This is a genomic window from Nonomuraea sp. NPDC003709 (assembly GCF_040610775.1).
In the GTDB taxonomy this organism is placed as follows: domain Bacteria; phylum Actinomycetota; class Actinomycetes; order Streptosporangiales; family Streptosporangiaceae; genus Nonomuraea; species Nonomuraea angiospora_A.
In genome coordinates this window covers 398,276-423,552 of sequence record NZ_JBEXMW010000010.1, presented here as the reverse complement: position 1 = coordinate 423,552, position 25,277 = coordinate 398,276, and the positions used below count along the sequence as shown (strand labels likewise).

Below are 25,277 nucleotides of genomic sequence, written 5' to 3'. Positions count from 1 at the left end.
TGCAGCGGCTCAGAAGGGCTACGTTCGATGGCAAACGAAGACAAGCTCCGGGGCTACCTGAAGCGGGTCACGGCCGACCTGCACCAAACCAGGCAGCAACTGCGGGAGATCCAGGGCCGGGAGCACGAGCCGATCGCGATCGTCGGCATGGCCTGCCGCTACCCGGGCGGGGTCACCTCGCCCGAGGAGCTGTGGCGGCTCGTCGCCGACGGCGTCGACGCGATCTCCGAGTTCCCCACCGACCGCGGCTGGGACGAGAACCTCTACCACCCCGACCCGGACAACCCGGGCACGACCACGGCCCGGACGGGCGGCTTCGTCTACGACGCGGCCGACTTCGACGCCGGCTTCTTCGCGATCTCGCCACGTGAGGCGTTCGGGACCGACCCGCAGCAGCGGATGTTCCTGGAGTCGTGCTGGGAGGCGTTCGAGCGCGCCGGCATCGACGCGAACTCCGTGCGCGGCAGCCGGACCGGCGTCTACGCCGGTGTCATGTACCACGACTACTTCCGCGCCGAGGCGCTCGGCAGCGTGGTCTCCGGCCGGGTGGCGTACGCGCTCGGCCTCGAGGGCCCGGCGATCTCGGTCGACACGGCCTGCTCGTCGTCGCTGGTGGCGCTGCACCTGGCGGCGCAGGCGCTGCGGCGCGGCGAGTGCTCGCTGGCGCTGGCCGGCGGCGTGACGGTGATGGCGACCCCGAACACCTTCATCGAGTTCTCCCAGCAACGGGGCCTGTCGGCCGACGGCCGCTGCAAGTCCTTCGCCGACGCGGCGAACGGCACCGGCTGGAGCGAGGGCGTGGGGGTGCTGCTCCTCGAACGCCTGTCGGACGCCCGGGAGAACGGGCACCACGTCCTCGCGGTCATCCGCGGCAGCGCGGTCAACCAGGACGGCGCCAGCAACGGGCTGTCCGCGCCGAACGGCCCCTCCCAGATCCGGGTGATCAGGGAGGCGCTGGCCGACGCGGGCCTGTCGCCCTCGCAGGTGGACGCGGTGGAGGGGCACGGCACCGGCACCACCCTGGGCGACCCGATCGAGGCCCAGGCGCTCATCACCGCGTACGGGCAGGACCGGGACCAGCCTCTGTGGCTGGGCTCGCTGAAGTCGAACATCGGCCACGCCCAGGCCGCCGCCGGCGTCGGCGGCGTGATCAAGATGGTGATGGCGCTGCGCAACGAGACGCTGCCGCGCACCCTGCACGTGGACGAGCCGTCCACGCACGTGGACTGGTCGGCCGGCGCCGTCGAGCTGCTCACCGAGCCCCGGTCGTGGGAGTCCGGCGAGGCGCCCCGCCGCGCCGCCGTCTCGGCCTTCGGCTTCAGCGGCACCAACGCCCACCTGATCCTCGAAGAGACGCCGGCCGAGCAGGACGACACCGCCGAACAGGCCGGGCTGAACCTGCCGCTGGTGCCCTGGACGGTCTCCGCCAGGGACGCGCAGGCGCTGGCCGCGCAGGCCGACCGGCTCAGTACGTGGGCGGCCACGCGGCCGGACCTGCGCGTCGAGGACGTCGGCTGGTCGCTCGCGACCGGCCGGGCGGCGCTCGACCAGCGCGCCGTGATCGTGGGGGAGACCCGGGACGAGCTCCTGGCCGGTCTCCGGTCGCTCGCCGACGGCGCCACCGCCGTCACGGGTTCCGGGGCGGGAGGCAGGATCGCCTTCCTGTTCGCCGGGCAGGGCAGCCAGCGGGTGGGCATGGGCGCCGCGCTCGCCCAGGCGTTCCCGGTGTTCGCCGCCGCGCTCGAAGACGTCTGCAAGGTGCTGGACCCGCTGCTGCCGCACCCCATCAGGGACGTCATGTTCACCGACCCCGACGGGGTGCTGGACGAGACGGGCATGACCCAGCCCGCCCTGTTCGCCTTCGAGGTCGCCCTGTACCGGTTGCTGACCTCGCTGGGCATCGAGGCTGACGTGCTCGCCGGGCACTCGGTCGGCGAGCTCGCCGCCGCCCACGTCGCGGGGGTGCTCTCGCTCGGCGACGCCTGCGCGCTGGTCGCCGCGCGGGCCCGGCTGATGCAGGCGCTGCCCGCAGGCGGCGCCATGCTCGCCGTCGCCGCCCCGGAGGAGCAGGTCCTCCCGCTGCTGGCCGGCCGCGCGGACCGGGCCGGGATCGCCGCGGTCAACGCGCCGGGCGCGGTCGTCGTCTCCGGCGCCGCCGGCGACATCGACGAGATCGCGCAGGCACTCGAGGCAGGGCAGGTACGCACCCGTCGGCTGCGCGTCTCCCACGCCTTCCACTCGCCGCTCGTCGAGCCGATGCTGGAGGAGTTCCGGCAGGTGGCGGAGTCCTTGACGTACGGCGAGCCCGCCATTCCGATCATCTCTGACGTGACCGGGCAGAAGGCGCAACCCGGGCAGCTCACCGACCCCGGCTACTGGGTGGACCACGTCCGCCGGGCGGTGCGCTTCGGCGACGCCGTCACCACCGCCAGGGCCGGCGGCGCCACCGTGTTCGTGGAGATCGGCCCGGACGGGGTGCTGACCAGCCTGGCCAGGCAGACGCTCGACGGCGACGACGCCGCGTTCTTCGTCAGCGCCACGCGCAAGGACCGCGACGAGGCCCGCGCCTTCGTCGAGGCCGTCGGCCGGCTGCACTGCCGGGGCGTCGCCGTCGACTGGGACGCGTACTTCGCCGACGCCGTCCCCCAGCGCGTCGAGCTGCCCACATACGCCTTCCAGCGCAAGAGCTTCTGGTTCATGCCCGGCGCGACCCCGGCCGAGCAGGCGCCCGACGGCTCCGTCGACCCCGAGTTCTGGGCCGCGGTCGAACGCGAGGACGTGGCCGCGCTCGCCGCGACCCTCGGCATCGAGGACGGCTCCCCGCTGGCGGCCATCCTGCCGGCGCTGTCGTCCTGGCGGCGCCGGCGGCGCGACCAGGACGTGCTCGACTCCTGGCGGTACCGCGTCACCTGGACGCCCGTCGGCGCACCCGGCGGGAAGCCGCCCGCGCTGTCGGGCACCTGGCGCGTCGTCGTCCCGGCGGACCGGGCCGGCGGCGACGCGGCGGCCTCCGTCGCCGGGGCGCTCGAACGGCACGGAGCCCGGTGCGAGCTCCTGGAGGTCACCGGCGACTCCGGAAGGGGCGACCTCGCCGCGCTGCTGGGCGGGGACGAGGCGCCGGCCGGCGTGCTCGCCCTCCACTGCGACCTGGCCCGGACAGTCACGCTGATCCAGGCCATGGACGACGCCGGCGTGGCGGCGCCGCTCTGGATCGCCACCGACGGCGCCGAGAGCGTCAGCCGGGCCGACCCGGTCCGCGACGCGGAGCAGGCCGCGGTCTCCGGGCTCGGCCGGGTCTTCGGCCTGGAGCACCCCGCCCGCTGGGGCGGTCTCGTCGACCTGCCGGAGACGCTCGACCAGCGCGTCCTGACCCGCCTGGTCACCGTGCTCGCCGGGATCGGGGAAGAGGACCAGCTCGCCGTCCGCGCCTCGGGGATCTTCGCCCGCCGCCTGTCCAGGGCGCCAAGGGCGCGGACCGACTCGGCCGAGCACTGGCGGGCCCGCGGCACCGTACTGATCACCGGCGGCACCGGCGGTCTGGGCGCGAACGTCGCGCGGTGGCTGGCCCGCGACGGCGCCGAGCACCTCGTGCTCACCAGCCGGCGCGGCGCCGACGCCCCCGGCGCCGCCACGCTCGTGGCCGAACTCCAGGAGCTCGGCGCGCGGGTGACGGTGTCCAAGTGCGACGTGGCCGACCGCGACGCGCTCGCGGCCCTGGTCCGCGAGATCGAGGCGGACGCCCCCGTCCGATCGGTCTTCCACACCGCGGGCGTGCCCCACATGCAGCCCCTCACCCGGCTCGGACGGGACGAGCTGGCCGAGGCCACCCAAGCCAAGATCGTCGGAGCCGCCAACCTGGACGCGGCATTCGACGGACCGCTCGACGCGTTCGTGCTGTTCTCGTCCGGCGCCGGTGTCTGGGGCGGCGCGCTGAACGGCGCGTACGCCGCCGGCAACGCCTACCTCGACGCGCTGGCCGCGCACCGCCGCGCCCGCGGCCTCGCCGCTACGGCCGTCGCCTGGGGCTTCTGGGACGCCGCGGGCGGCGGCATGACCACGCTCCTCGACGAGGAGGACGCCCGCAGGACCGGCGTCCGCTACATGGACGCCGGCCTGGCCATCGACGCCCTGCGGCAGGCCCTGGACGACGGCGAGACCAACCTGGTCGTCGCCGACGTCGACTGGGAACGGTTCTTCCCCATCTTCACCGCCGCCCGACGGCGGCCCCTTCTCGACGGCGTCCCCGAGGCCGTGGCGGTGTTCCAGAAGGAGGCGGTAGCCGACTCCGAGTCCTCCGAGCTGCGTGCGAAGCTCCTCCCGCTGAGCGAGGACGAGCAGGACCGGCTCCTGGTCGCGCAGGTGCGCGAGCAGGTGGCCGCCGTGCTCGGGTACGCCCCCGGCGAGGTGGAGGTGGACCGGGCCTTCCGAGACCTCGGCTTCGACTCGGTCACCGCGGTCGAGCTGCGCGGCAGGCTCAACGCCGCGCTGGGCGTGCGGCTCCCGGCGACCGTGGTCTTCGACTACCCGAACGTCAAGGCTCTCGCGGGCCTGGTCCGCGGCGAGATCCTGGGCACCCGGACGGAGGCCGGGCCCACCGGCGAGAGCCGCGGGCCGGTCTCCGACGACCCGATCGTGATCGTCGGGATGAGCTGCCGGATGCCCGGCGGCGTGACCAACGCCGACGACCTCTGGCGGCTGGTCGCCGAGGGCGGGGACGCGATCTCGGCCCTCCCGGACGATCGCGGCTGGGACGTCGAGGGGATCTACGACCCGGACCCCGAGGCGCAGCTCGCCTCGTACGTCCGGGACGGCGGCTTCCTGCGTGACGCGGCCGAGTTCGACCCCGAGTTCTTCGGCATCAGCCCGCGCGAGGCCCTGGCCATGGATCCGCAGCAGCGGGTCCTGCTCGAAGCCTCGTGGGAGGCGATCGAGCACGGCCGGATCGAGCCCGGCTCGCTGCGCGGCACCCGTACCGGCGTCTTCGTCGGCGCGGCCTACGAGGAGTACGGCCGCCACTCCGACCAGGTCCCGCTGGAATCCGTGGGGCACCTGGTCACCGGCACGCTGAGCAGCATCGCGTCCGGCCGGGTCGCGTACGCGCTGGGGCTCGAAGGGCCCGCGGTCACGGTGGACACGGCGTGCTCGTCGTCGCTGGTGGCGCTGCACCTGGCGGCGCAGGCGCTGCGGAACGGCGACTGCGACCTGGCCCTGGCCGGCGGCGTCACGGTGATGTGCACCCCGCTCGGCTTCATCGGCTTCAGCCTCCAGGGCGCGCTCGCCCGGGACGGCAGGTGCAAGCCCTTCGCCGGCGCGGCGGACGGGTTCGCGCTGTCAGAGGGCGTCGGCATGCTGCTGGTGGAGCGGCTGTCGGACGCCCGCCGCAACGGCCACCCGGTGCTGGCGGTCGTCAAGGGCTCGGCGATCAACCAGGACGGGGCCAGCAACGGCCTGACCGCGCCGAACGGCCCGTCCCAGCAGCGGGTGATCCGCCAGGCCCTGGCCAACGCCAGACTGTCGGGCGCCGACGTGGACGTGGTCGAGGCGCACGGGACGGGCACGACGCTGGGCGACCCGATCGAGGCCCAGGCGCTGATCGCCACCTATGGCCAGGACCGGGACCAGCCGCTGTGGCTCGGCTCGGTCAAGTCGAACATCGGCCACACCCAGGCCGCCGCCGGTGTCGCCGGGATCATCAAGATGGTCATGGCCATGCGGCACGGCCTGCTGCCGCAGACGCTGCACGTGGACGAGCCGTCGCCGCACGTGGACTGGTCGGCCGGGGCCGTCGAGCTGCTCACCGAGGCCCGGCCGTGGGACGTGCAGGATCATCCGCGCCGCGCCGCCGTCTCCTCCTTCGGCATCAGCGGCACCAACGCCCACGTGATCATCGAGCAGGTGCCGGGCACGGACGAGGAGCCCGAGCCCGTCGACGAGCCGCCGGTGGTGCCGTGGGTGCTGTCGGGTCGCAGCGCGGAGGCGTTGCGGGCTCAGGCGGGCCGGTTGGCCGATGCGGTGGCCGGGGTCCGGCCGGTGGATGTGGCGCATTCGCTGGTGGCTTCGCGGTCGGCGTTCGACCACCGTGCGGTGGTGATCGGCGCGGACCGGGAGGAACTGCTGGCCGGTCTGGACGAGGGCGCGGTGCGGGGTGTGGCCGGGCCGGGTGGCAAGACGGTGTTCGTCTTTCCTGGTCAGGGGTCGCAGTGGCTCGGTATGGGCGTCGAGTTGCTGGATGAGTCGCCGGTGTTCGCGGCGCGGATGGCGGAGTGTGAGGCGGCGCTGTCGGAGTTCGTGGACTGGTCCCTCACAGAGGTGCTGCGTAGCGGGGAGGGCTTGGACCGGGTTGATGTGGTGCAGCCGGTGCTGTGGGCCGTGATGGTGTCCCTGGCCGAGGTGTGGCGCTCGCTCGGAGTGGCCCCGGCCGCCGTGGTGGGCCATTCCCAAGGGGAGATCGCCGCTGCGGTGGTGGCGGGCGCGCTGTCGCTTCAGGATGGCGCGCGGGTGGTGGCGTTGCGGAGTCAGGCGATCGTGGCGCTGGCCGGTCGGGGCGGTATGGCGTCGATCCCGCTGCCCGCTTCGGAGGTGGCGGTGGACGACCGGATCTCGATCGCGGCGGTGAACGGGCCTGCCTCGACGGTGGTGTCAGGCGATGCGGATGCCATTGAGGAGTTCCTGGCTCGGTATGACGCGGTGCGGGCGCGGCGGATCGAGGTGGACTACGCCTCGCATTCGGCGCATGTGGCGGCGATCGAGGACGAGCTGGCGAGGCTGCTGGCCCCGGTGACCCCGCAAACGAGCGAGGTGCCGTGGTACTCGACCGTCCGGCAGTGCTGGCTGACCGGGACCGAGGTGGATGCCGCGTACTGGTACGAGAACCTGCGGCGGACGGTGTGGCTGGAGCCGTCGGTGCGGGCGCTGGCCGAGCAGGGCCACGGGGTGTTCGTTGAGGTCAGCGCTCACCCGGTGCTGATGATGGCGGTGCAGGAGACGGTCGAGGACGTGGTGGCCTGCGGCACGCTGCGCCGCGACGACGGCGGCCTGCGCAGGCTGTGGACCAGTGCCGCCGAGCTGTGGGTACGCGGAGTGAACGTCGACTGGGCCCAGGCCCTGGAGCCCGCCGCCCCCCGGATGGTCGACCTGCCCACCTACGCCTTCCAGCACCAGCACTTCTGGCTGGAGGAGCGCACCGCGAGCGCCGGTGACGTCGGAGCCGCCGGGCTCGGGGCGGCCGGGCATCCCCTCCTGGCCGCCGCCGTCTCGCTGGCCGACTCCGACGGCGTGCTGCTGACCGGCAGGCTCTCGCTGAAGACCCACCCCTGGCTGGCCGACCACCAGGTCAACGGCCAGGTGCTGCTGCCCGGCACGGCGTTCGTGGAGCTGGCCGTCAGGGCCGGCGACGAGGTCGGCTGCGACCTGCTCGAAGAGCTCACCCTGCAGGCCCCGCTCATCGTGCCGGAACGCGGCGCGATCCAGCTCCAGTTGGCCGTCGGCGCCCCCTACGAGGACGGGCGGCGGCAGCTCACCGTCCACACCCGGCCCGACGGCGGAGCCGCCGACGACCCGTGGACCTGCCACGCCACCGGCGTGCTCGCGCCGGAGGCCGCCGCGCCGCCCGCCCAGGAGACGGCCGCCTGGCCGCCCGAGGGCGCGCAGCCGCTCCCGATGACCGGCCTGTACGACTGGCTCGGCGCGGTCGGCCTGGGCTACGGACCCACGTTCCAGGGCCTGAAGGCGGCCTGGCGGCGCGACCAGGAGCTGTTCGCCGAGGTGGCGCTGCCGGAAGGGACCGAGACCGGCGGATTCGGGCTGCACCCGGCGCTGCTCGACGCCGCGCTGCACAGCGTCGCGCTCAACGCGGCCACCGCCGAGGACGGGCCGCGGATGCCGTTCGCCTGGACCGGTGTACGGCTGCACGCGACCGGCGCGACCTCGATCCGCGTCCGGCTCACCCCCCGCGGCACCGACGACGTGACGCTCGCCGTCACCGACACGACCGGCGTGCCCGTCGCGCACGTGGACTCGCTGATCCTGCGCCCGCTTCCCGCCGACCTCGGCGCCGAGCAGCGCGCCACCGGAGAGGACTCGCTCTACACGCTCGAATGGGCGCCGGTGCCCGCCGGCGAACCCGCGGGCGAGCAGCGATGGGCGGTCATCGGCGACCCGTCAGAACTGGCGGCCGCCGGGATCGGCGCGGCCGCGCACGCCGGCCTGGCCGAACTCGTGGCCACCGGATCGGTGCCCGAATGGGTGGTCGTCCCGCTGGACGGCGAACCGGAGCCCGATCTGGCCGCGGCGGTCGCCGACCGGACCTGCCAGGTGCTGGAGCTGCTGCAGACCTGGCTGGCCGAGGAGGGCTTCCCCGCCTCCAAGCTCGTCCTCCTCACCCGGGGCGCGGTCGCGACCACGGCGGAAGAGGAGGTGCCGGACCTGGTCAACGCCGGGGTCTGGGGCCTCGTCAGGTCCGCGCAGTCGGAGAGCCCCGAACGGGTCGTCGTCCTCGACCTCGACCGTGACGTGGACTCCTACCGGGCGCTGCCCGCCGCGCTCGCGACAGGCGAGGCGCAGCTCGCGATCAGGAAGGGGACGGCGTACGCGCCCCGCCTGGCCCGGCCCGGAGCCGACGGCGCGCTGACCCCGCCGGCCGAGGCCGCGAACTGGCGGCTGGACGTCACCGCCCGCGGCACGCTCGACGACCTCGCGCTGCTCCCCACCCCGTCGGCGCCGCTCGCGCCCGGCGAGGTCCGCATCGGCACCAAGGCCATGGGCCTGAACTTCCGCGACGTGCTGATCGCCCTGGACATGTACCCGGGCAACGCGCCGATGGGCGGCGAGGGCGCTGGCGTCGTCATCGAGGTGGCCGACGACGTCACCACGCTCGCGCCCGGCGACCGGGTGATGGGCATCGTCGACGGCTTCGCCCGGGAGGCGGTCACCGACCACCGGCTGCTCGCCCGCATCCCGGACGACTGGACGTTCGCCCAGGCGGCGTCCGTGCCGATCGCCTTCGTCACCGCCTACCACGCCCTGGTGGACCTCGCCGGGCTTCAAGCAGGCGAGGCGCTGCTCGTGCACGCCGCCGCGGGCGGCGTGGGCACGGCCGCCGTGCAGCTCGCGCACCACCTGGGCGCCGAGGTCTACGGCACCGCCAGCGAGAGCAAATGGGACGCGGTACGCGAGCTGGGCGTCCCCGCCGAGCGCATCGCCTCGTCCCGGACGCTGGAGTTCGCGCGGACCTTCGCCCCGGGCGTGGACGTCGTGCTCAACTCCCTCGCGGGCGAGTTCGTGGACGCCTCGCTGGGCCTGTTGCGGCCGGGCGGGCGCTTCATCGAGATGGGCAAGACGGACGTACGGGACCCGGCCGAGCTGCCCTCGGTCCGCTACCAGAACTTCGACCTCACCCTGCTCGGCCCGGCCCGCACCGGCGAGATCCTGGCCGAGATCGCCGCCCTGTTCGCGCGCGGCGCGCTCCGGCTCCCGCCGATCAGCACGTGGGACGTCCGCCGCGCCCCCGACGCGTTCCGGTACGTCGCCCAGGCCCGCCACATCGGCAAGGTCGTCCTGACGGCACCGCCCGCCCTCGACCCCGAGGGCACCGTGCTCGTCACCGGCGGCACCGGCGCGCTCGGCGCCCTCGCCGCCAGGCGCCTGGTCACCGAGCACGGCGTGCGGCACCTGGTCCTGGCCAGCCGGCGCGGCCCCGCCGCCGACGGCGCGGCGGCGCTGGAGGCGGAGCTGACCGGGCTCGGCGCCACCGTGACGGTCGCCGCCTGCGACGCCGCCGACCGCGACGCCCTCGCCGCGCTGCTCGCGAGCATCCCCGCCGAGCACCCGCTGACCGGGGTCGTCAGCACGGCGGGCGTGCTCGACGACGGGATGATCTCCTCGCTCACCCCGGAACGCGTCGAGGCCGTCATGCGCCCGAAGGTGACCGCTGCCGCCAACCTGCACGAGCTGACCGCCGATCTCGACCTGGCGCAGTTCATCCTGTATTCGGGCGCCGCGGGCATCCTCGGCAGCCCCGGCCAGGGCAACTACGCCGCGGCGAACACGTTCCTGGACGCGCTCGCCCAGCACCGCCGAGCCCGCGGGCTGGCGGCGACCTCCCTGGCCTGGGGCCTGTGGTCGCCGCAGAGCGGCAGCGGCATGACCGGTCACCTGGACGAGGCCGACCTGAGCAGGCTGAGCCGGTCCGGCATGGGCGCGCTCGGCCTCGACGAGGGACTCGGCCTGTTCGACCGGGCGCTGAGCGTGGACGAGGCGGCGCTCGTGCCGATCCACCTGGATCTCGCCACGCTGCGCGCGGGCGCGGCCAAGGGGTTCGGCCACCCGCTCTTCCGCGGCCTGGTACGCATCTCCACGCGCCGCGTGCTCGCGGCGGAGACGCCCCTGGGCGAGTCGCTCACCGACCGGCTGGCCGCCCTGCCGGAGACGGAGCGGGCTCCGATGCTCCTCGACCTGGTACGCGGCCACGTGGCCGCCGTGCTCGGCTTCGCCGGGCCGGAGTCCGTCGAACCGGGACGGGCGTTCAAGGACCTCGGCTTCGACTCGCTGACCGCCGTGGAGCTGCGCAACCGGCTCAAAGCGGTCACGGGACTCCGGCTGCCCGTCTCCCTGATCTTCGACTACCCCAACGCCGCCGCGCTGGCCGGGCACCTGCTGGAGGAGCTGGCGCCACCCGCGCACAGCGCCGAACAGCAGGTCCTGGCCGAGCTCGACCGGATCGAGGCCAGGCTGGCCGTCATGGCGGCCGAATGCGCCACCGCCGGGGAGATCACCGCCCGGCTCGAACAGCTGGTCTTCTCCTGGAAGGAACGGCACCAAGAATCCGGAGCCACCGTCGAGGACGTGGCCGGCCAGCTCAGCTCGGCCACGGCCGACGAGATCATCAGTTTCATCGACAGCGAGTTCGGACTCTCCTGAGCAGGCGTCACCGAAGGCTAGGAAGGCAGCACACATGGCGACAGAAGAGCAGCTCGTCGAATACCTCAAGCGCGTGACGACCGAGCTCCACGACAGCAAGAAGCGGCTGCAGGCGGCCGAGGACAAGGACCACGAGCCCATCGCCATCATCGGCATCGGCTGCCGCTACCCCGGCGACATCGCGAGCCCCGAGGACCTGTGGCGGGTCGTGTCCGGCCGTACCGACGCCATCTCCGGGATGCCGGACGACCGCGGCTGGGACCTGGAGTCGATGTACAACCCCGATCCCGACGCGGTCGGCACCTCGTACGTCCGGGACGGCGGCTTCATGCGGGACGCCACCGCCTTCGACGCCGCGTTCTTCGGCGTCTCGCCGCGCGAGGCCGTGGCCATGGACCCGCAGCAGCGGCTGCTGCTCGAAACCTCGTGGGAGGCGATCGAGCGGGCCGGCATCGACCCGGACGCGCTGCGCGGCAGCCGGACCGGCGTCTTCGTGGGCGCCAACAGCCCCGAATTCCTCACGATGATGATGCAGGCGCCGCCGGAGCTGCAGGGCTACCTGATGACCGGCGTCGCCCCGAGCGTGGTGTCGGGCCGCGTCTCCTACACCCTGGGCCTGGAGGGACCGGCCGTCACGATCGACACGGCCTGCTCCTCGTCCCTGGTGGCGCTGCACCTCGCGGTACGGGCGCTGCGCAACGGGGACTGCTCGCTGGCGCTGGCCGGGGCCGTGACCGTCCTGTCCACGCCCGGCACCTTCATCGGCTTCAGCCGGGTACGCGGGCTGGCCAGGGACGGCCGCTCCAAGGCGTTCTCCGCCGAGGCGGACGGCATGGGGCTCGCCGAGGGAGTCGGCATCCTCCTAGTGGAGCGGCTGTCGGACGCCCGCCGCAACGGCCACCCGGTGCTGGCGGTCGTCCGCGGTTCGGCGGTCAACCAGGACGGCGCCAGCAACGGCCTGACCGCCCCGAACGGCCCGTCCCAGCAGCGGGTGATCCGCCAGGCGCTCGCCGACGCCAGGCTCGCGCCCGTCCAGGTCGACGCGGTCGAGGCGCACGGCACGGGGACCCCGCTGGGTGACCCGATCGAGGCCCAGGCGCTGCTCGCGACCTATGGCCAGGAGCGGGACCAGCCGTTGTGGCTGGGGTCGATCAAGTCGAACATCGGCCACGCCCAGGCGGCCGCCGGCGCGGCGGGCGTCATCAAGATGGTCATGGCGATGCGCAACGGCGTCCTGCCCGCGACACTGCACGCCGAGGAGCGCTCGCCGCACATCGACTGGTCGGCGGGCGCGGTGGAGCTGCTCACCGAGGCCCGCCCCTGGCCCGCGGGCGGCGAGCCGCGCCGGGCCGGCGTGTCGTCGTTCGGCATGAGCGGCACGAACGCGCACGTGGTGCTGGAGGAGGCGCCCGCCGAGACCCCGGCGGAGCCCGGCGGGGAGCTGCCCGTCGTGCCGTGGACGCTCTCGGCCAGGACGGGCGAGGCGCTGGAGCGGCAGGCCGGACGGCTGGCCTCGTGGACCCGGTCGCATCCCGAGCAGGGTGCGGTGGACATCGGCTGGTCGTTGCTCGGCCGCTCGGCGTTCGACCACCGTGCGGTGGTGATCGGCGCGGACCGGGAGGAGCTGCTGGCCGGTCTGGACGAGGGCGCGGTGCGGGGTGTGGCCGGGCCGTGCGGCAAGACGGTGTTCGTCTTTCCTGGTCAGGGGTCGCAGTGGCTCGGTATGGGCGTCGAGTTGCTGGATGAGTCGCCGGTGTTCGCGGCGCGGATGGCGGAGTGTGAGGCGGCGCTGTCGGAGTTCGTGGACTGGTCCCTCACAGATGTGCTGCGCGGTGGGGAGGGCCTGGACCGGGTTGACGTGGTGCAGCCGGTGCTGTGGGCCGTGATGGTGTCGCTGGCCGAGGTGTGGCGCTCGCTCGGAGTGGCCCCGGCCGCCGTGGTCGGCCATTCCCAGGGTGAGATTGCCGCCGCGGTGGTGGCGGGTGCGTTGTCGCTTGAGGACGGCGCCCGGGTGGTCGCGCTGCGGAGCCAGGCCATCGTGGCGCTGGCGGGACAGGGCGGTATGGCGTCGATCCCGCTACCGGCTGCAGAAGTGATCTCAGGTGACCGGATCTCGATCGCGGCGGTGAACGGGCCGGCCTCGACGGTGGTGTCAGGTGACGCGGACGCCATTGACGAATTGATCGCCGGCTATGAGGCGCAGGGGGTGCGGGCGCGGCGGATCGAGGTGGACTACGCCTCGCATTCGGCCCATGTCGCGGCGATCGAGGACGAGCTGGCGAGGCTGCTGGCCCCGGTGACACCGCAAACGAGCGAGGTTCCGTGGTACTCGACTGTCCGGCAGTGCTGGCTGACCGGGACCGAGGTGGATGCCGCGTACTGGTACGAGAACCTGCGGCGGACGGTGTGGCTGGAGCCGTCGGTGCGGGCGCTGGCCGAGCAGGGGCATGGCGTGTTCGTTGAGGTCAGTGCCCATCCGGTGTTGACGATGGCGGTGCAGGAGACGGTCGAGGACGTGGTGGCCTGCGGCACGCTGCGCCGCGACGACGGCGGCCTGCGCAGGTTGTGGACGAGCGCCGCCGAGCTGTGGGTACGCGGCGTGGAGATCGACTGGGCCGGTGTGTACGAGCCCGCCCGCCCGAACCAGGTCGAACTGCCCACCTACGCCTTCGAGCGCGAGCCGTACTGGCCCAAGACCGTCCAGTCCAACGGCGACCTCACCCAGGTCGGCATGGGCCCCGCCGGGCACCCGCTGCTGGCGGCGGCGGTGTCGCTCGCGGACGGCGAGGGTGTGCTGCTGACCGGCAGGCTCTCGGTGAAGACCCACCCCTGGCTGGCCGACCACCAGGTCAACGGCCAGGTGCTGCTGCCCGGCACGGCGTTCGTGGAGCTGGCCGTCAGGGCCGGTGACGAGGCCGGCTGCGACCTGCTCGAAGAGCTGACCCTGCAGGCCCCGCTGATCCTGCCCGAGCGCGGCGGCGTCCAGGTGCAGGTGGCCGTGGGGGCGCCCGACGAGGACGGCCGGCGGGCGCTGACCATTCACGCCCGGCTCGACGACGAGCCCTGGACCAGGCACGCCACCGGCTTCCTTGCCAAGGACACCGGCGCCGTGGCGTTCGGCGAGCCGTCGTGGCCGCCCGCGGGCGCGACCGCCGTCGGCGCCGACGACGTCTATGAGCTGCTCGCGGGCATCGGCGTCGGCTACGGCGCGGCCTTCCGCGGCCTGCGGGCCGTCTGGCGGCGCGACCGGGAGCTGTTCGCCGAGGTCGCCCTGCCCGAAGAGGCCACCGCGGACCTGGCCGGATTCGGGCTGCACCCGGCGCTGCTCGACGCGGCCATCCAGCCGCTCGCCGTGGGCGACTTCTTCCCCGCCCAGGACGGCGCCGGGCCCGTCCTGCCCTTCGCCTGGACCGGCGTGCGGCTGGCCGCCACCGGCGCGGCCACGTTACGGGTCCGGCTGGCGCCTGCGGGAGCGAACGCGGTCCGCATCGAGGTGGCCGACGCCACCGGCGCGCCCGTCGCCTCCGTGGACTCGCTGGTCGTGCGCGCGATGGCCGCCGCCGACCTCAAGGCCGCCGCGGACCCGCTGCGGGACGCGCTGTTCGCCCTCGAATGGGTGCCCGCGCAGCCCGCCCCCGCCCGGGACGGCATCCGATACGCGCTCGCCGGCGGCGACGCCACCCGGCTCGGCCTGCCGGTGGACGCCCTCGACCCGGACGGCCCCGTGCCGGACCTGGCGATCCTGGTCTGCACCCCGTACGCGGGCGATGACCCGGCCGCCGGCGCCCGCGCCGCGACCGGTGAGGTGCTGGCCGCCGCCCAGTCCTGGCTCGAACAGGAGCGGTACGCCGACGTGCCCCTGGTCGTCCTCACCCAGGGGGCCACCGGCGACGACCTGCCGAGCGCCGCCGTATGGGGGCTGATCCGCTCGGCCCAGTCGGAGAACCCCGGCCGGTTCGTCCTCCTCGACGTGGACGGCACGGACGCGTCCTGGCAGGCGGTCCCCGCCGCCCTCGCCGCGGGCGAACCCCAGCTCGCGCTGGTCGAAGGCGAGGCCCTGGTCCCGCGGCTGGCCCGGCACCGCGCCGCGGAACCCGCCGGCCACGGCACGTGGACCCCCGACGGGACCGTGCTGATCACCGGCGGCACCGGCACCCTGGGCGGGATCGTCGCCCGTCACCTGGTGACCGAGCACGGGGTCCGGCGGCTGGTGCTGATCAGCCGGCGCGGCCCCAACGCCGACGGCGCGGCCGACCTGATGACTGAGCTGACCGGGCTGGGCGCGGACGTGACCGTCACCGCCTGCGACGCCGCCGACCGGCAGGCGCTGGCGGACGTGCTGGCCGCCATCCCGGACGAGCACCCGCTCACCGGCGTCGTCCACACGGCCGGCGCGCTGGACGACGGCGTCCTGGCCGCGCTGACGCCCGAGCGGATCGACAACGTGCTGCGGGCCAAGGCCGACGCCGTCCTGAACCTGCACGAGCTGACCAAGGACCTGCCGCTGACCGCGTTCGTGCTGTTCTCGTCGGCCGCCGGCGTCTTCGGCGGCCCCGGCCAGGGCAACTACGCCGCCGCCAACGCGTTCGTGGACGCCCTCGCGCAGTGGCGCGGACGGCTCGGCCTGCCCGCCCTGTCCCTGGCCTGGGGCCTGTGGGAGCAGGACAGCGGGCTGACCGGCACTCTCAGCGAGACCGACCGGGCGCGGCTGGCCCGCACCGGGGTCGCGCCGCTGTCCACCGCCGACGGGCTCGCGCTGCTGGACGCGGCCTGCGCCGCGGACCGGGCGGCGCTGGTGCCGATCCGGCTGGAGTTCGCCGCGCTGCGGATGGCGGCCCAGTTCGGGGCACTGCCCACGATCCTTCAGGAGCTCGTCCCCACCTCCAAGCGGCGGGTGGTGGGCAACGACCCGGCCGCCGCGTCGGAGCTGCGCGAGCGCCTGGCCCGCATGCCCGAGGCCGAGCACGCCAGGGTGCTGCTCGACCTGGTGCTCGGCCAGGTGGCGACCGTGCTCGGCTACCGCGACGCCGGCGCCGTGGAGCAGGACCGCCCGTTCAACGAGGCCGGGTTCGACTCGCTGACCGCCGTCGAGTTCCGCAACAGGATGAACGCGGCCACCGGGCTGCGGCTGCCCGCCACGCTGATCTTCGACTACCCGACGCCCGTCCAGCTTGTCCAGTATCTCCGGGGCCGCCTGCTCGACGGCCCCCAGACGGCCGTCTCCGCCACGACCCGGGCCGGTGAGGAGGAGCCGATCGTCATCGTCGGCATGAGCTGCCGCCTCCCCGGCGGCGTCACCAACCCCGACGAGCTGTGGAACCTGGTGGCCGAGGGCGGCGACGCGATGTCGATGTTCCCCTCCGACCGCAACTGGAACCTGGACGAGCTCTACCACCCGGACCCCGAGCACCCCGGCACCACGTACGCCCGCGAGGGCGGCTTCGTCTACGACGCCACCGCGTTCGACCCGGCGTTCTTCAGCATCTCGCCCAGGGAGGCCGTGGCCATGGACCCCCAGCAGCGCCTGCTGCTGGAGAGCTCGTGGGAGGCGCTGGAGCACGCCGGCATCGACCCGGCCGGGCTGCGCGGCAGCAAGACCGGCGTGTACGTCGGCCTGATGTACCACGACTACGGGATGCACCTGCAGCAGCCGGCGAGCGACCTCGAGGGCCTGGTCGGCACCGGCATCTCGGCCGGCGTCGCCTCCGGGCGGGTGTCGTACACCTTCGGGTTCGAGGGCCCGTCGGTCACCCTCGACACCGCCTGCTCCTCCTCGCTGGTGGCGCTGCACATGGCGATCCAGGCGCTGCGGCGCGGCGAGTGCTCGCTGGCCCTGGCCGGCGGCGTCACCGTCCTGTCCACCCCCTCCGTGTTCGTCGACTTCAGCCGCCAGCGCGGCCTTGCCTCCAACGGCCGCTGCAAGTCGTTCGCCGCGGCCGCCGACGGCACCGGCTGGGCGGAAGGCGTGGGCATGCTGCTCGTCGAGCGGCTCTCCGACGCGCGCCGCAACGGCCACCCCATCCTGGCCGTCGTACGCGGCAGCGCGATCAACCAGGACGGCGCCAGCTACGGGCTCACCGCGCCCAACGGCCCCTCCCAGCAGCGGCTCATCGAGCAGACGCTGGCCGACGCGGGGCTGGGCGCCGCCGACGTCGACGCCGTCGAGGGCCACGGCACCGGCACCACCCTCGGCGACCCGATCGAGGCGCAGGCCATCGTCGCCACCTACGGCCAGGACCGGCCGCAGGACCGGCCGCTCTACCTGGGCTCGGTGAAGTCGAACCTCGGCCACACCCAGGCCGCGGCCGGAGTGGCGGGCGTCATCAAGATGGTGATGGCCATGCGGCACGGCGTGCTGCCGAAGACCCTGCACGTGGACGAGCCGACGACGCACGTCGCGTGGGACGCCGGCGCCGTCAGGCTGCTCACCGAGGCCACCCCGTGGCCGGAGACCGGCAGGCCGCGCCGCGCGGGCGTCTCGTCCTTCGGCATCAGCGGCACCAACGCGCACGTCATCGTGGAGCAGGTCCAGGAGGAGCCCGCCGCGCCGCCTGCGGAGACCGGGCGGCCGGTGATCCCCTGGGTGCTGTCGGCCAAGACGCAGGACGCGCTGAAGGCCCAGGCCCGCCGGCTGCGCGAGCACCTGGCGGCCCGGCCTACCCGCCCGGCGGCGGACCTGGCCTGGTCGCTCGCCACCACGCGGTCCTCGTTCAAGCGGCGGCTGGTCGTCCTGGGCGCCACCCGTGACGAGCTCGCCGCCGGGCTGGAGGCGGCGATCGAGGGGACCGCGGCGGACAACGTGATCACCGGATCGGCGGCCCGCGGCAGGACGGCGTACCTCTTCACCGGCCAGGGCAGCCAGCGCCCGGCCATGGGGGAGGAGCTGTACGCGGCCTACCCCGAGTACGCCGAGGCCTTCGACGCGGTCTGCGCCAGGTTCGACCGGCACCTCGACCGGCCGCTGCGCGAGGTCATCGCCGGCGACGCCGAGCTGCTCAAGCAGACGCGGTACACCCAGGCGGCGCTGTTCGCCGTCGAGGTCGCCCTGTTCCGGGTCCTGGAGGCGTGGGGCGTGCGGCCCGACTACCTGGCAGGCCACTCCATCGGCGAGATCGCCGCCGCGCACGTCGCCGGCGTGCTGTCGCTGGACGACGCGGTGACGCTCGTCGCCGCCAGGGGCAGGCTCATGCAGGCGCTGCCGCCCGGCGGCGCGATGGTCTCGGTGCGCGGCGCCACCGAGGAGGAGGTGCTGCCGCTGCTCGCCGGGTTCGAGGAGCGCGTCGGCATCGCCTCGCTCAACGGACCGGCGTCCCTGGTCCTGTCCGGCGCCGAGACGAGCGTGCTGGAGCTGGCCGAACGGCTGGCCCGGCGCGGCTGCAAGACCAAGCGGCTGACCGTCAGCCACGCGTTCCACTCGCCGCTGATGGAGCCCGCGCTGGAGGAGTTCGTGAGCGTGGCGCGGGGGCTGGCCTTCCGGCCGCCGGCCATCCCCATCGTCTCCAACGTCACCGGCGAGCTCGCCACCGCCGACGAGCTGACCTCGCCCGAGTACTGGGCCCGCCACCTGCGGCAGGCCGTGCGCTTCTGCGACGGCGTGCGGACCCTGCGGGACCAGGGCGTGTCCACGTTCCTGGAGCTCGGCCCGGACGCCGTGCTGTCGGCCATGGTCGAGGACTGCCTGGACGGCTGGAGCGGCGTCGCCGCGCCGGTGCTGCGCCGCGACCGGGCCGAGGCCACCACGCTGGTCGAGGCCCTGGCCCGGGCGCACGCGAACGGCGTCGGCGTCGACTGGGGCGCGGTGATCGGCACGGGCACGCCCGTACCGCTGCCGACCTATCCCTTCCAGCGGCAGCGCTACTGGCCGGACGCGCCCCGGCACGAGGAGGCCGCGGGGCCCGACCAGGAGTTGTGGGACGCCGTCGCCCGGGGCGACCGCGACGGCCTGCTCGCGGTGCTCGGCCTGCGGGGCGGGGCGACGCTCGACGAGCTGCTGCCCGCGCTGGCCAGATTGCGCGGCCAGGACGGCGCCGACCACGCCGACGTGCGCTACCAGCTCGGCTGGCAGCCCCTGACGGATCTGCCCGCACCCGCGCTCCGCGGCACCTGGCTGGTGGTCGCGCCCGACTGCGCCGGCCCGGACGGGACGCCGGTCGGCACCGCATCGGGCCAGGCGCTGGTGGCCGGGCTCGCGGCGCACGGCGCGGACACCGTACGGCTGTCCGCGATGCCGGACTCCGACGGCGGCGTGGCGGGCGTCGTGTGCCTGCTGCCGGAAGGCGCGACCGCTCCGGACCTTCCGGCGGGATCGGCGCCGGCCTGGTTCCTCACGCGGGGAGCGATCCAGGTGGCGCCGTCCGACCCGCTGGCCGGGCCGCAGGCCGCCCGCGACTGGGGCGACCTGCGGGCCACGGCCGGTCAGGGGCGCGGCGGGCTGATCGACCTTCCGGACCGGTTGGACGAGCAGGTCACGCGCCGGCTGTGCGGGGTGCTGTCCGGGCGGACCGGCGAGAACGAGGTGGCGGTGCGCTCCGGCGGGGCCTTCGCCCGCAGGCTGCGCCCGGCACCGCCGCGCGGCGCCCCGGCCGGCCGCGAATGGCGTCCCGGCGGCACGGTCCTGGTGGCCGGTCCGCTCGACGAGACCGCCGCCGAGCTGGCCAGATGGGCCGCGCGCAACGGCGCGGACGAGGTCGTCCTGACCCAGCCGCACGCCGAGCTCGAAAGCGAGCCGGGCGTGGTGGTCCGGGCCGTCGGCGGGCGGCTGCCCGCGGGCCGGGTGACCGCCGTCGTCTGCACGGCCGCCGAGGCGGCGTACACGCTCGACAAGCCCGCCCGCGCCGCGGACGTGCCCGTCTTCGTCATGCTGGCCCCGGCGCACGCGGCCTGGGGCGGGGACGGGGCCGGAACGTACGAGTACTTCACCGCGCTCGCCGACGAGCGGCTCGCGTCCGGGCAGCCCGCGCTGGCCGTCGCGGCGGGCCTCAAGGAGCCCGCGGACGCGGTCTCCGCCGTCCGCCAGGCCCTGCGCCAGGGGGACAGGGCGCTCGTCGTCGCCGACCCGGACTGGGCCGCGCTCGCCGCGGCCGGGCCCGCCCGGCTGCTGGGGGAGATCCCGCAGGCGGCGGCCCGGCAGGACGGGCCGGACGACGTGGTGGACGGCATCGCCGCCTTCCGCCGCCTGCTGTCCGACAGCCCGGCCGACGAGCACCACGGCATCGTGCTCGACGTGGTACGCGGCCAGGCCGCCGCGATCCTGCAGCTGCCGCTGCCCGACGCGGTGGAGCGGGACGCGGAGTTCTTCGAGCTGGGCTTCTCCTCGATGGCCGCGGTGGAGCTGCGCAACAGGCTCGTCGAGCTGACCGGCATCGAGGTGGCGGCCGACGCGATCTATGACTACCCGACCCCCGCCGAGCTGGCCGAGCACCTGCTCGCGGAGGCCGTGAGCTGAGCTCGCGGACCCACCCCTCGCGGACCCCACCTGAGAAAGGACGCACCCATGCTGGATGGCTGCACGCCCTGGCCGGAGGAGTTCGCCGAGCGCTACCGCTCGGCCGGTCACTGGCGCGACGAGACGTTGGGCGAGATCCTCGGCGCGCGGGCGCGCTCCCACCCGGACAAGCTCGCTCTCGTGGCAGGCGACCACCGGTGGAGCTACGCCGAGCTGGACAGCCGGGCCGACCGCATGGCGGCGCGGCTGCGCGAGATCGGCATCGGCCCGGGGGACCGGGTCGTCGTGCAGCTCCCCAACGTCCCGGAGCTCGTCGCGCTGCTGTTCGCCCTGTTCAGGCTCGGCGCTCTTCCGGTCATGGCGCTGCCGGCCCATCGCGGCAGCGAGATCACGTACTTCTGCGAGTTCACGGAGGCGGCCGCGTACGTCATCCCGGACGTGCACGCCGGGTTCGACTACCGGGACCTGGCCGCCGACGTGGCCGCGCGGGTGCCCACGCTCAAGCACGTGCTCGTCGCGGGCGACCCGGGCGGCTTCACCCGGCTGGACTACGCGGACGCCGGGGCGACCGGCCTGCCCCGGCCCGACCCCGCCGGCGTGGCGCTCTTCCTGCTGTCGGGCGGTACGACCGGCGTGCCCAAGCTCGTGCCCCGCGCGCACCAGGAGTGGGCCTACAGCGGGCGCGCGGTCGCCGAGGCGTGCGACTACGGCGAGGAGACCGTCCACCTGGTGAGCCTGCCGCTGTGCCACAACTGGCCGCTGACCCATGGACTGCTGGCCACCTTCCACGCCGCCGGCACGCTCGTGCTGGCGCCCGTCCCCAGCCCGGACGAGACCTTCCCGCTCATCGAGCGGGAAGGGGTGACCGAGACCGGCCTGATCCCCGGCGCGGCCCTGCTGTGGATGGAGGCCGCCGAGTGGGACGAATACGACCTGTCCAGCCTGCGCCGCGTCACGATCGGCGGGTCGAAGCTCCAGAACGAGCTGGCCCGCCGGGTCCAGCCCGCGCTCGGCTGCCGGCTCCAGCAGGCCTTCGGCATGGCCGAGGGATTGTGCGGGTTCCACCGGTGGGACGACCCGGAGGACGTGGTCCTGGTCAGCCAGGGGCTGCCCGTCTCCCCGGACGACGAGGTGCGGGTCGTCGACGAGGACGACCGCGACGTCGCGCCGGGCGAGGTGGGGCAGCTCCTGGCGCGCGGCCCGTACACGGTGCGCGGCTACTACCGGGCACCCGAGCACAACGCCAGGACGTTCACCGCCGACGGCTACTACCGGACCGGCGACCTCGTACGGCTGCTGCCGGCCGGGCACGTCGTCTTCGAGGGCAGGGTCAAGGACCAGATCAACCGGGGCGCCGAGAAGATCGCGGCCGAGGAGGTGGAGAACCACCTGCTCGCGCACCCGGGTGTCAGGGAGGTCGCCCTGGTGGGCCTGCCCGACGAGGTGCTCGGCGAGCGGGCGTGCGCGTGCGTCGTGCCCCGCGGCACGCCGCCGGCGCTCGGCGACCTGACCGCGTTCCTGCGAGAGCGCGGGGTGGCGGCCTTCAAGTTCCCCGACCGCCTGGAGATCGTCCAGGAGCTCCCGGTCACCCCGCTCGGCAAGGTCAGCAAGAAGGCGCTCGCCGGGATGTTCAGCTAACCCACGCTCGCAGAGGATGTACCCGATGCACGTCGCAGACATCGACTTGCCCGGCTTCCTGGAAGTGCACGCCAAGGCCACCATCGAGGCGCGCAACAACGCCTGCCCGGCGCTGGCGACCTGGCGCCAGGAGATCCCGCCCGTGGACCCGGTCGGGCTGCTGAGACCGCTGTTCGAGCGGTCCACGCGGACCTTCGTCTGGATGTCGCCGCACGCCAGCGTCATAGCGATGGGCAGCGCTACGGACTTCACGCACACCGGTCACGACAGGTTCGCCGGCATCCGGCGAGGCTGGGAACGGGCGGCCGGGACCGCGGTCTCCGGCGGACCGGGGCCGCGCGCCATGCCGTCGCTGGTCGGCGGGTTCGCCTTCGCGCCGCGCCCCGGGCCGCTGCCCGAGGCGCTGATGTGGGTGCCCAGGGTGCTGATCTCGCGGGACCCCGACGGCACGACCTCGCTCGCGCTCAGCGTCAGCGTCGACCCCCGGCCCACCACGACGGACGGGCCCGCGCGCACGGTCGCGGACGCCTTCGCCCTGATCTCGTCCGGCGGGATCCGCCCCTGCCCCAGCCCGCTGCTCCCGGGCACGACCATGATCGAGGTCCCCTCCGCGTCGGAGTGGAAGGCGCTGGTCGCGCACACCACCGAGCAGATCGCCCGCGGCAGGTTCGACAAGGCCGTGCTGGCCCGCCAGCTGCGGATCACCTCCCCGTGGGGGTACGACCTGGCCTCCGTGCTGGGCTCCCTGCGCGACACGCAACCGGGGAGCACCGTCTTCGCCGTGGCCGCGTACGGGCACGCCTTCGTCGGCGCCACCCCGGAGCGGCTGGTCGGCCTGCGCGGCGGCCGTGCCGAGTCGATGAGCCTGGCGGCGTCCATGCCGCGCGGCGCGACGCCCGCCGAGGACGCGTGCCTGCGCGCCGCCCTGCTGCAGGACGACAAGAGCCGGCGCGAGCAGCGGATCGTCACCGCGACGCTGCGCCACGCGTTCGACCAGGTGTGCCGCACGGTCACGGTGCCGGACGAGCCGCACGTGCTCGACCTGCCGAACCTGCGGCACCTGCACACCCGCATCGTCGGCGAGATCGCCGACCCGGAGACTGCCAGCGTCCTCGACCTGGTGGAGCGGCTGCACCCGTCACCCGCCGTCGGCGGTCATCCGCGCCAGGCCGCGCTCGAGTGGGTGCGCGACGCCGAGCCCTTCGACCGCGGCTGGTACGCGGGCCCCGTCGGGTGGATGAACGACGAGCAGGAGGGCGAGTTCGCGGTGGCGATCCGCTCGGCGCACGTGCAGGACGAGACCGCGACCCTGTACGCCGGATGCGGCATCGTGGCGGGCTCCGACCCGGAGGCCGAGCTGGCGGAGACCCGGCTCAAGTTCCGGCCCATGCTAAATGCGCTGGCGATTCCGTTGTCGGAAAGGGCACCATATAGACAGTCCCGATGAGAAGATCTTGGAAACGACCGGTCTCTGGAGGGGCTGGAAATGATTGAAATAACCGGCTTGACGAAACGCTACGGCAATAAAACCGCGGTCGACGGATTGACGTTCAGCGTCCACCCCGGGCGGGTCACCGGATTTCTCGGCCCCAACGGCGCCGGCAAATCCACCACGATGAGGGCCATTCTCGGCCTCGACCGCCTCGACGGGGGAAGCGTGACGGTCAACGGGCGCGCCTACGCTGGCCTGCCCCGGCCGATGCGCGAGGTGGGCGCCCTGCTGGACGCCCGCGCCGTGCACCCCAGGCGCACGGCCCGCAACCACCTGCTCTGCATCGCCCAGACCAACGCCATCCCCGCCCGTCGGGTGGACGAGGTCCTGCGCCTGGTCGGGCTGGAGTCGGTGGCGGGCAAGCGCGCCGGCGGCTTCTCGCTGGGCATGGGGCAGCGGCTCGGCATCGCGGTGGCGCTGCTCGGCGACCCGAAGGTGCTGTTATTCGACGAGCCCGTCAACGGCCTCGACCCCGAGGGCATCAAGTGGATCCGCGAGCTGATGCGGGGGCTGGCCGCGGAAGGCCGCACCGTGCTGGTCTCCAGCCACCTGATGAGCGAGATGGCGCAGACCGCCGACCATCTCATCGTGATCGGCAGGGGAAAGCTGATCGCGGACATCGGCATCAGCGAGTTCGTCCGGCAGGGCTCCAACGTGCTGGTGCGGGCCGAGGAGCACGAGCTGCTCCTCCCGCTCCTGACCGAGGCCGGCGCCACCGTCCACCCGGGCGCCGACGGCGCCCTCATCGTCACCGGGCTGGAGCCCAGGGAGATCGGCAAGGCGGCGCTGGCCGCCGGGGTGGTGCTGACGGAGCTGACGCCGCAGCGCTCCCTGGAGCAGGCCTACATGGATCTGACCCGTGACAGCATCGAGTTCCAGGCGAGTGTGGCATGAGCGTGGCCATAGCGGACACGATCCGCTCCGAGTGGACCAAGTTCCGCACGATACCGTCCAACATCCCCACGATCCTCACCGCCGTGGCGCTCATGGTCGGCCTGGGCGCGGCCACCGCCAACGGCGCGGCCGAGGGCTACCTGGCGGCCTCCGCGACCGGCCGGGCGATGTTCGACCCCACCTACATCAGCATGTACGGCGGGTTCCTGTTCGCCCAGATCACCGTGGGCGCGCTGGGCGTGCTCGTGGTGACCCACGAGTACGCCACCGGCCTGATCCGCACCAGCGTGACCGTGGTCCCGCGGCGCGGCCGGCTGCTGGCCGCCAAGGTGGCCACATTCGGGCTGATCGCCCTGCTGATGGGCCTGGTGGCGGGCTTCGGCGCGTACTTCCTCGGGCAGCGGGTGATCGGGGCGGCCGGCGCGCCCACCGCCTCGCTCGGCCAGCCGGGCGTGCTGCGCGCCATCGTCGGCATGGGCCTGATCTGGGCGCTGGTCGGCCTGGTCGGCGTGGCGGTCGGCGGCCTGCTGCGGGCCACGATGAGCGCCACGACCGTGGTGGTGGCGATCAACTTCATCATCCCCGTCATCACGCCCAGGCTGCTGCCCGACGCGGTCGGCGACTGGGTGACGACGTACTGGCCGATCTCGGCGGGCCTCCAGATCACCACCACCGTGCAACTGCCGGATCGGATGCTCCCGTGGTCCGGGCTCGGCGTGATGGCCGCGTTCACCGCGGTCCTGCTGTTCGTGGCGTTCGCGCTGTTCCGCTCGCGCGACACCTGAGATGTTCCCCCGTTCCCGGCGCGCGTCACGCGCGCCGGGAATTCGGCGTGCCGTCCGGCCCCGAAGTGGGGCTTGAGCGGCCTCTTTAATGGGCGCTAGGGGTTAC

At 74.2% G+C, this 25,277-nt stretch carries 6 protein-coding genes; all 6 read left to right on the top strand.

Translation table 11 applies throughout. From position 1 onward, the window contains the following. Nucleotides 1–27 precede the first annotated feature (27 nt). The 6 genes from ABZX61_RS30530 to ABZX61_RS30505 are packed head-to-tail and all read left to right on the top strand — an operon-like array spanning nucleotide 28 to nucleotide 25,171. Entirely contained in the window at nucleotides 28–10,917 is a 10,890-nt protein-coding gene (locus ABZX61_RS30530; protein ID WP_355199600.1) for a type I polyketide synthase, read from the top strand. A 34-nt stretch (nucleotides 10,918–10,951) separates the two neighbouring features. Then, a complete protein-coding gene (locus ABZX61_RS30525) occupies nucleotides 10,952–20,362 on the top strand; it encodes an SDR family NAD(P)-dependent oxidoreductase (protein WP_355199599.1) in 9,411 nt (3,136 codons plus the stop codon). A gap of 48 nt (nucleotides 20,363–20,410) precedes the next feature. Next, a complete protein-coding gene (locus ABZX61_RS30520) occupies nucleotides 20,411–22,000 on the top strand; it encodes an AMP-binding protein (RefSeq protein WP_355199598.1) in 1,590 nt (529 codons plus the stop codon). A gap of 25 nt (nucleotides 22,001–22,025) precedes the next feature. Next, nucleotides 22,026–23,447, top strand: a complete 1,422-nt coding sequence (locus ABZX61_RS30515) for an isochorismate synthase (protein WP_355199597.1) — start codon at nucleotides 22,026–22,028, stop codon at nucleotides 23,445–23,447. 39 nt (nucleotides 23,448–23,486) lie between these two features. After that, complete coding sequence (locus tag ABZX61_RS30510; RefSeq protein WP_350742340.1) at nucleotides 23,487–24,386, top strand: ATP-binding cassette domain-containing protein; 900 nt, start codon at nucleotides 23,487–23,489, stop codon at nucleotides 24,384–24,386. Continuing rightward, a complete protein-coding gene (locus tag ABZX61_RS30505) occupies nucleotides 24,383–25,171 on the top strand; it encodes a hypothetical protein (RefSeq protein WP_350742342.1) in 789 nt (262 codons plus the stop codon). The genes ABZX61_RS30510 and ABZX61_RS30505 overlap by 4 nt, the downstream gene beginning before the upstream one ends. The last annotated feature ends 106 nt before the right edge of the window (nucleotides 25,172–25,277 follow it).

Coding starts and splice junctions, on each gene's coding strand:
- ABZX61_RS30530 (WP_355199600.1), top strand. CDS start 28: ATGGCAAACGAAGACAAGCTCCGGGGCTACCTGAAGCGGGTCACGGCC.
- ABZX61_RS30525 (WP_355199599.1), top strand. CDS start 10,952: ATGGCGACAGAAGAGCAGCTCGTCGAATACCTCAAGCGCGTGACGACC.
- ABZX61_RS30520 (WP_355199598.1), top strand. CDS start 20,411: ATGCTGGATGGCTGCACGCCCTGGCCGGAGGAGTTCGCCGAGCGCTAC.
- ABZX61_RS30515 (WP_355199597.1), top strand. CDS start 22,026: ATGCACGTCGCAGACATCGACTTGCCCGGCTTCCTGGAAGTGCACGCC.
- ABZX61_RS30510 (WP_350742340.1), top strand. CDS start 23,487: ATGATTGAAATAACCGGCTTGACGAAACGCTACGGCAATAAAACCGCG.
- ABZX61_RS30505 (WP_350742342.1), top strand. CDS start 24,383: ATGAGCGTGGCCATAGCGGACACGATCCGCTCCGAGTGGACCAAGTTC.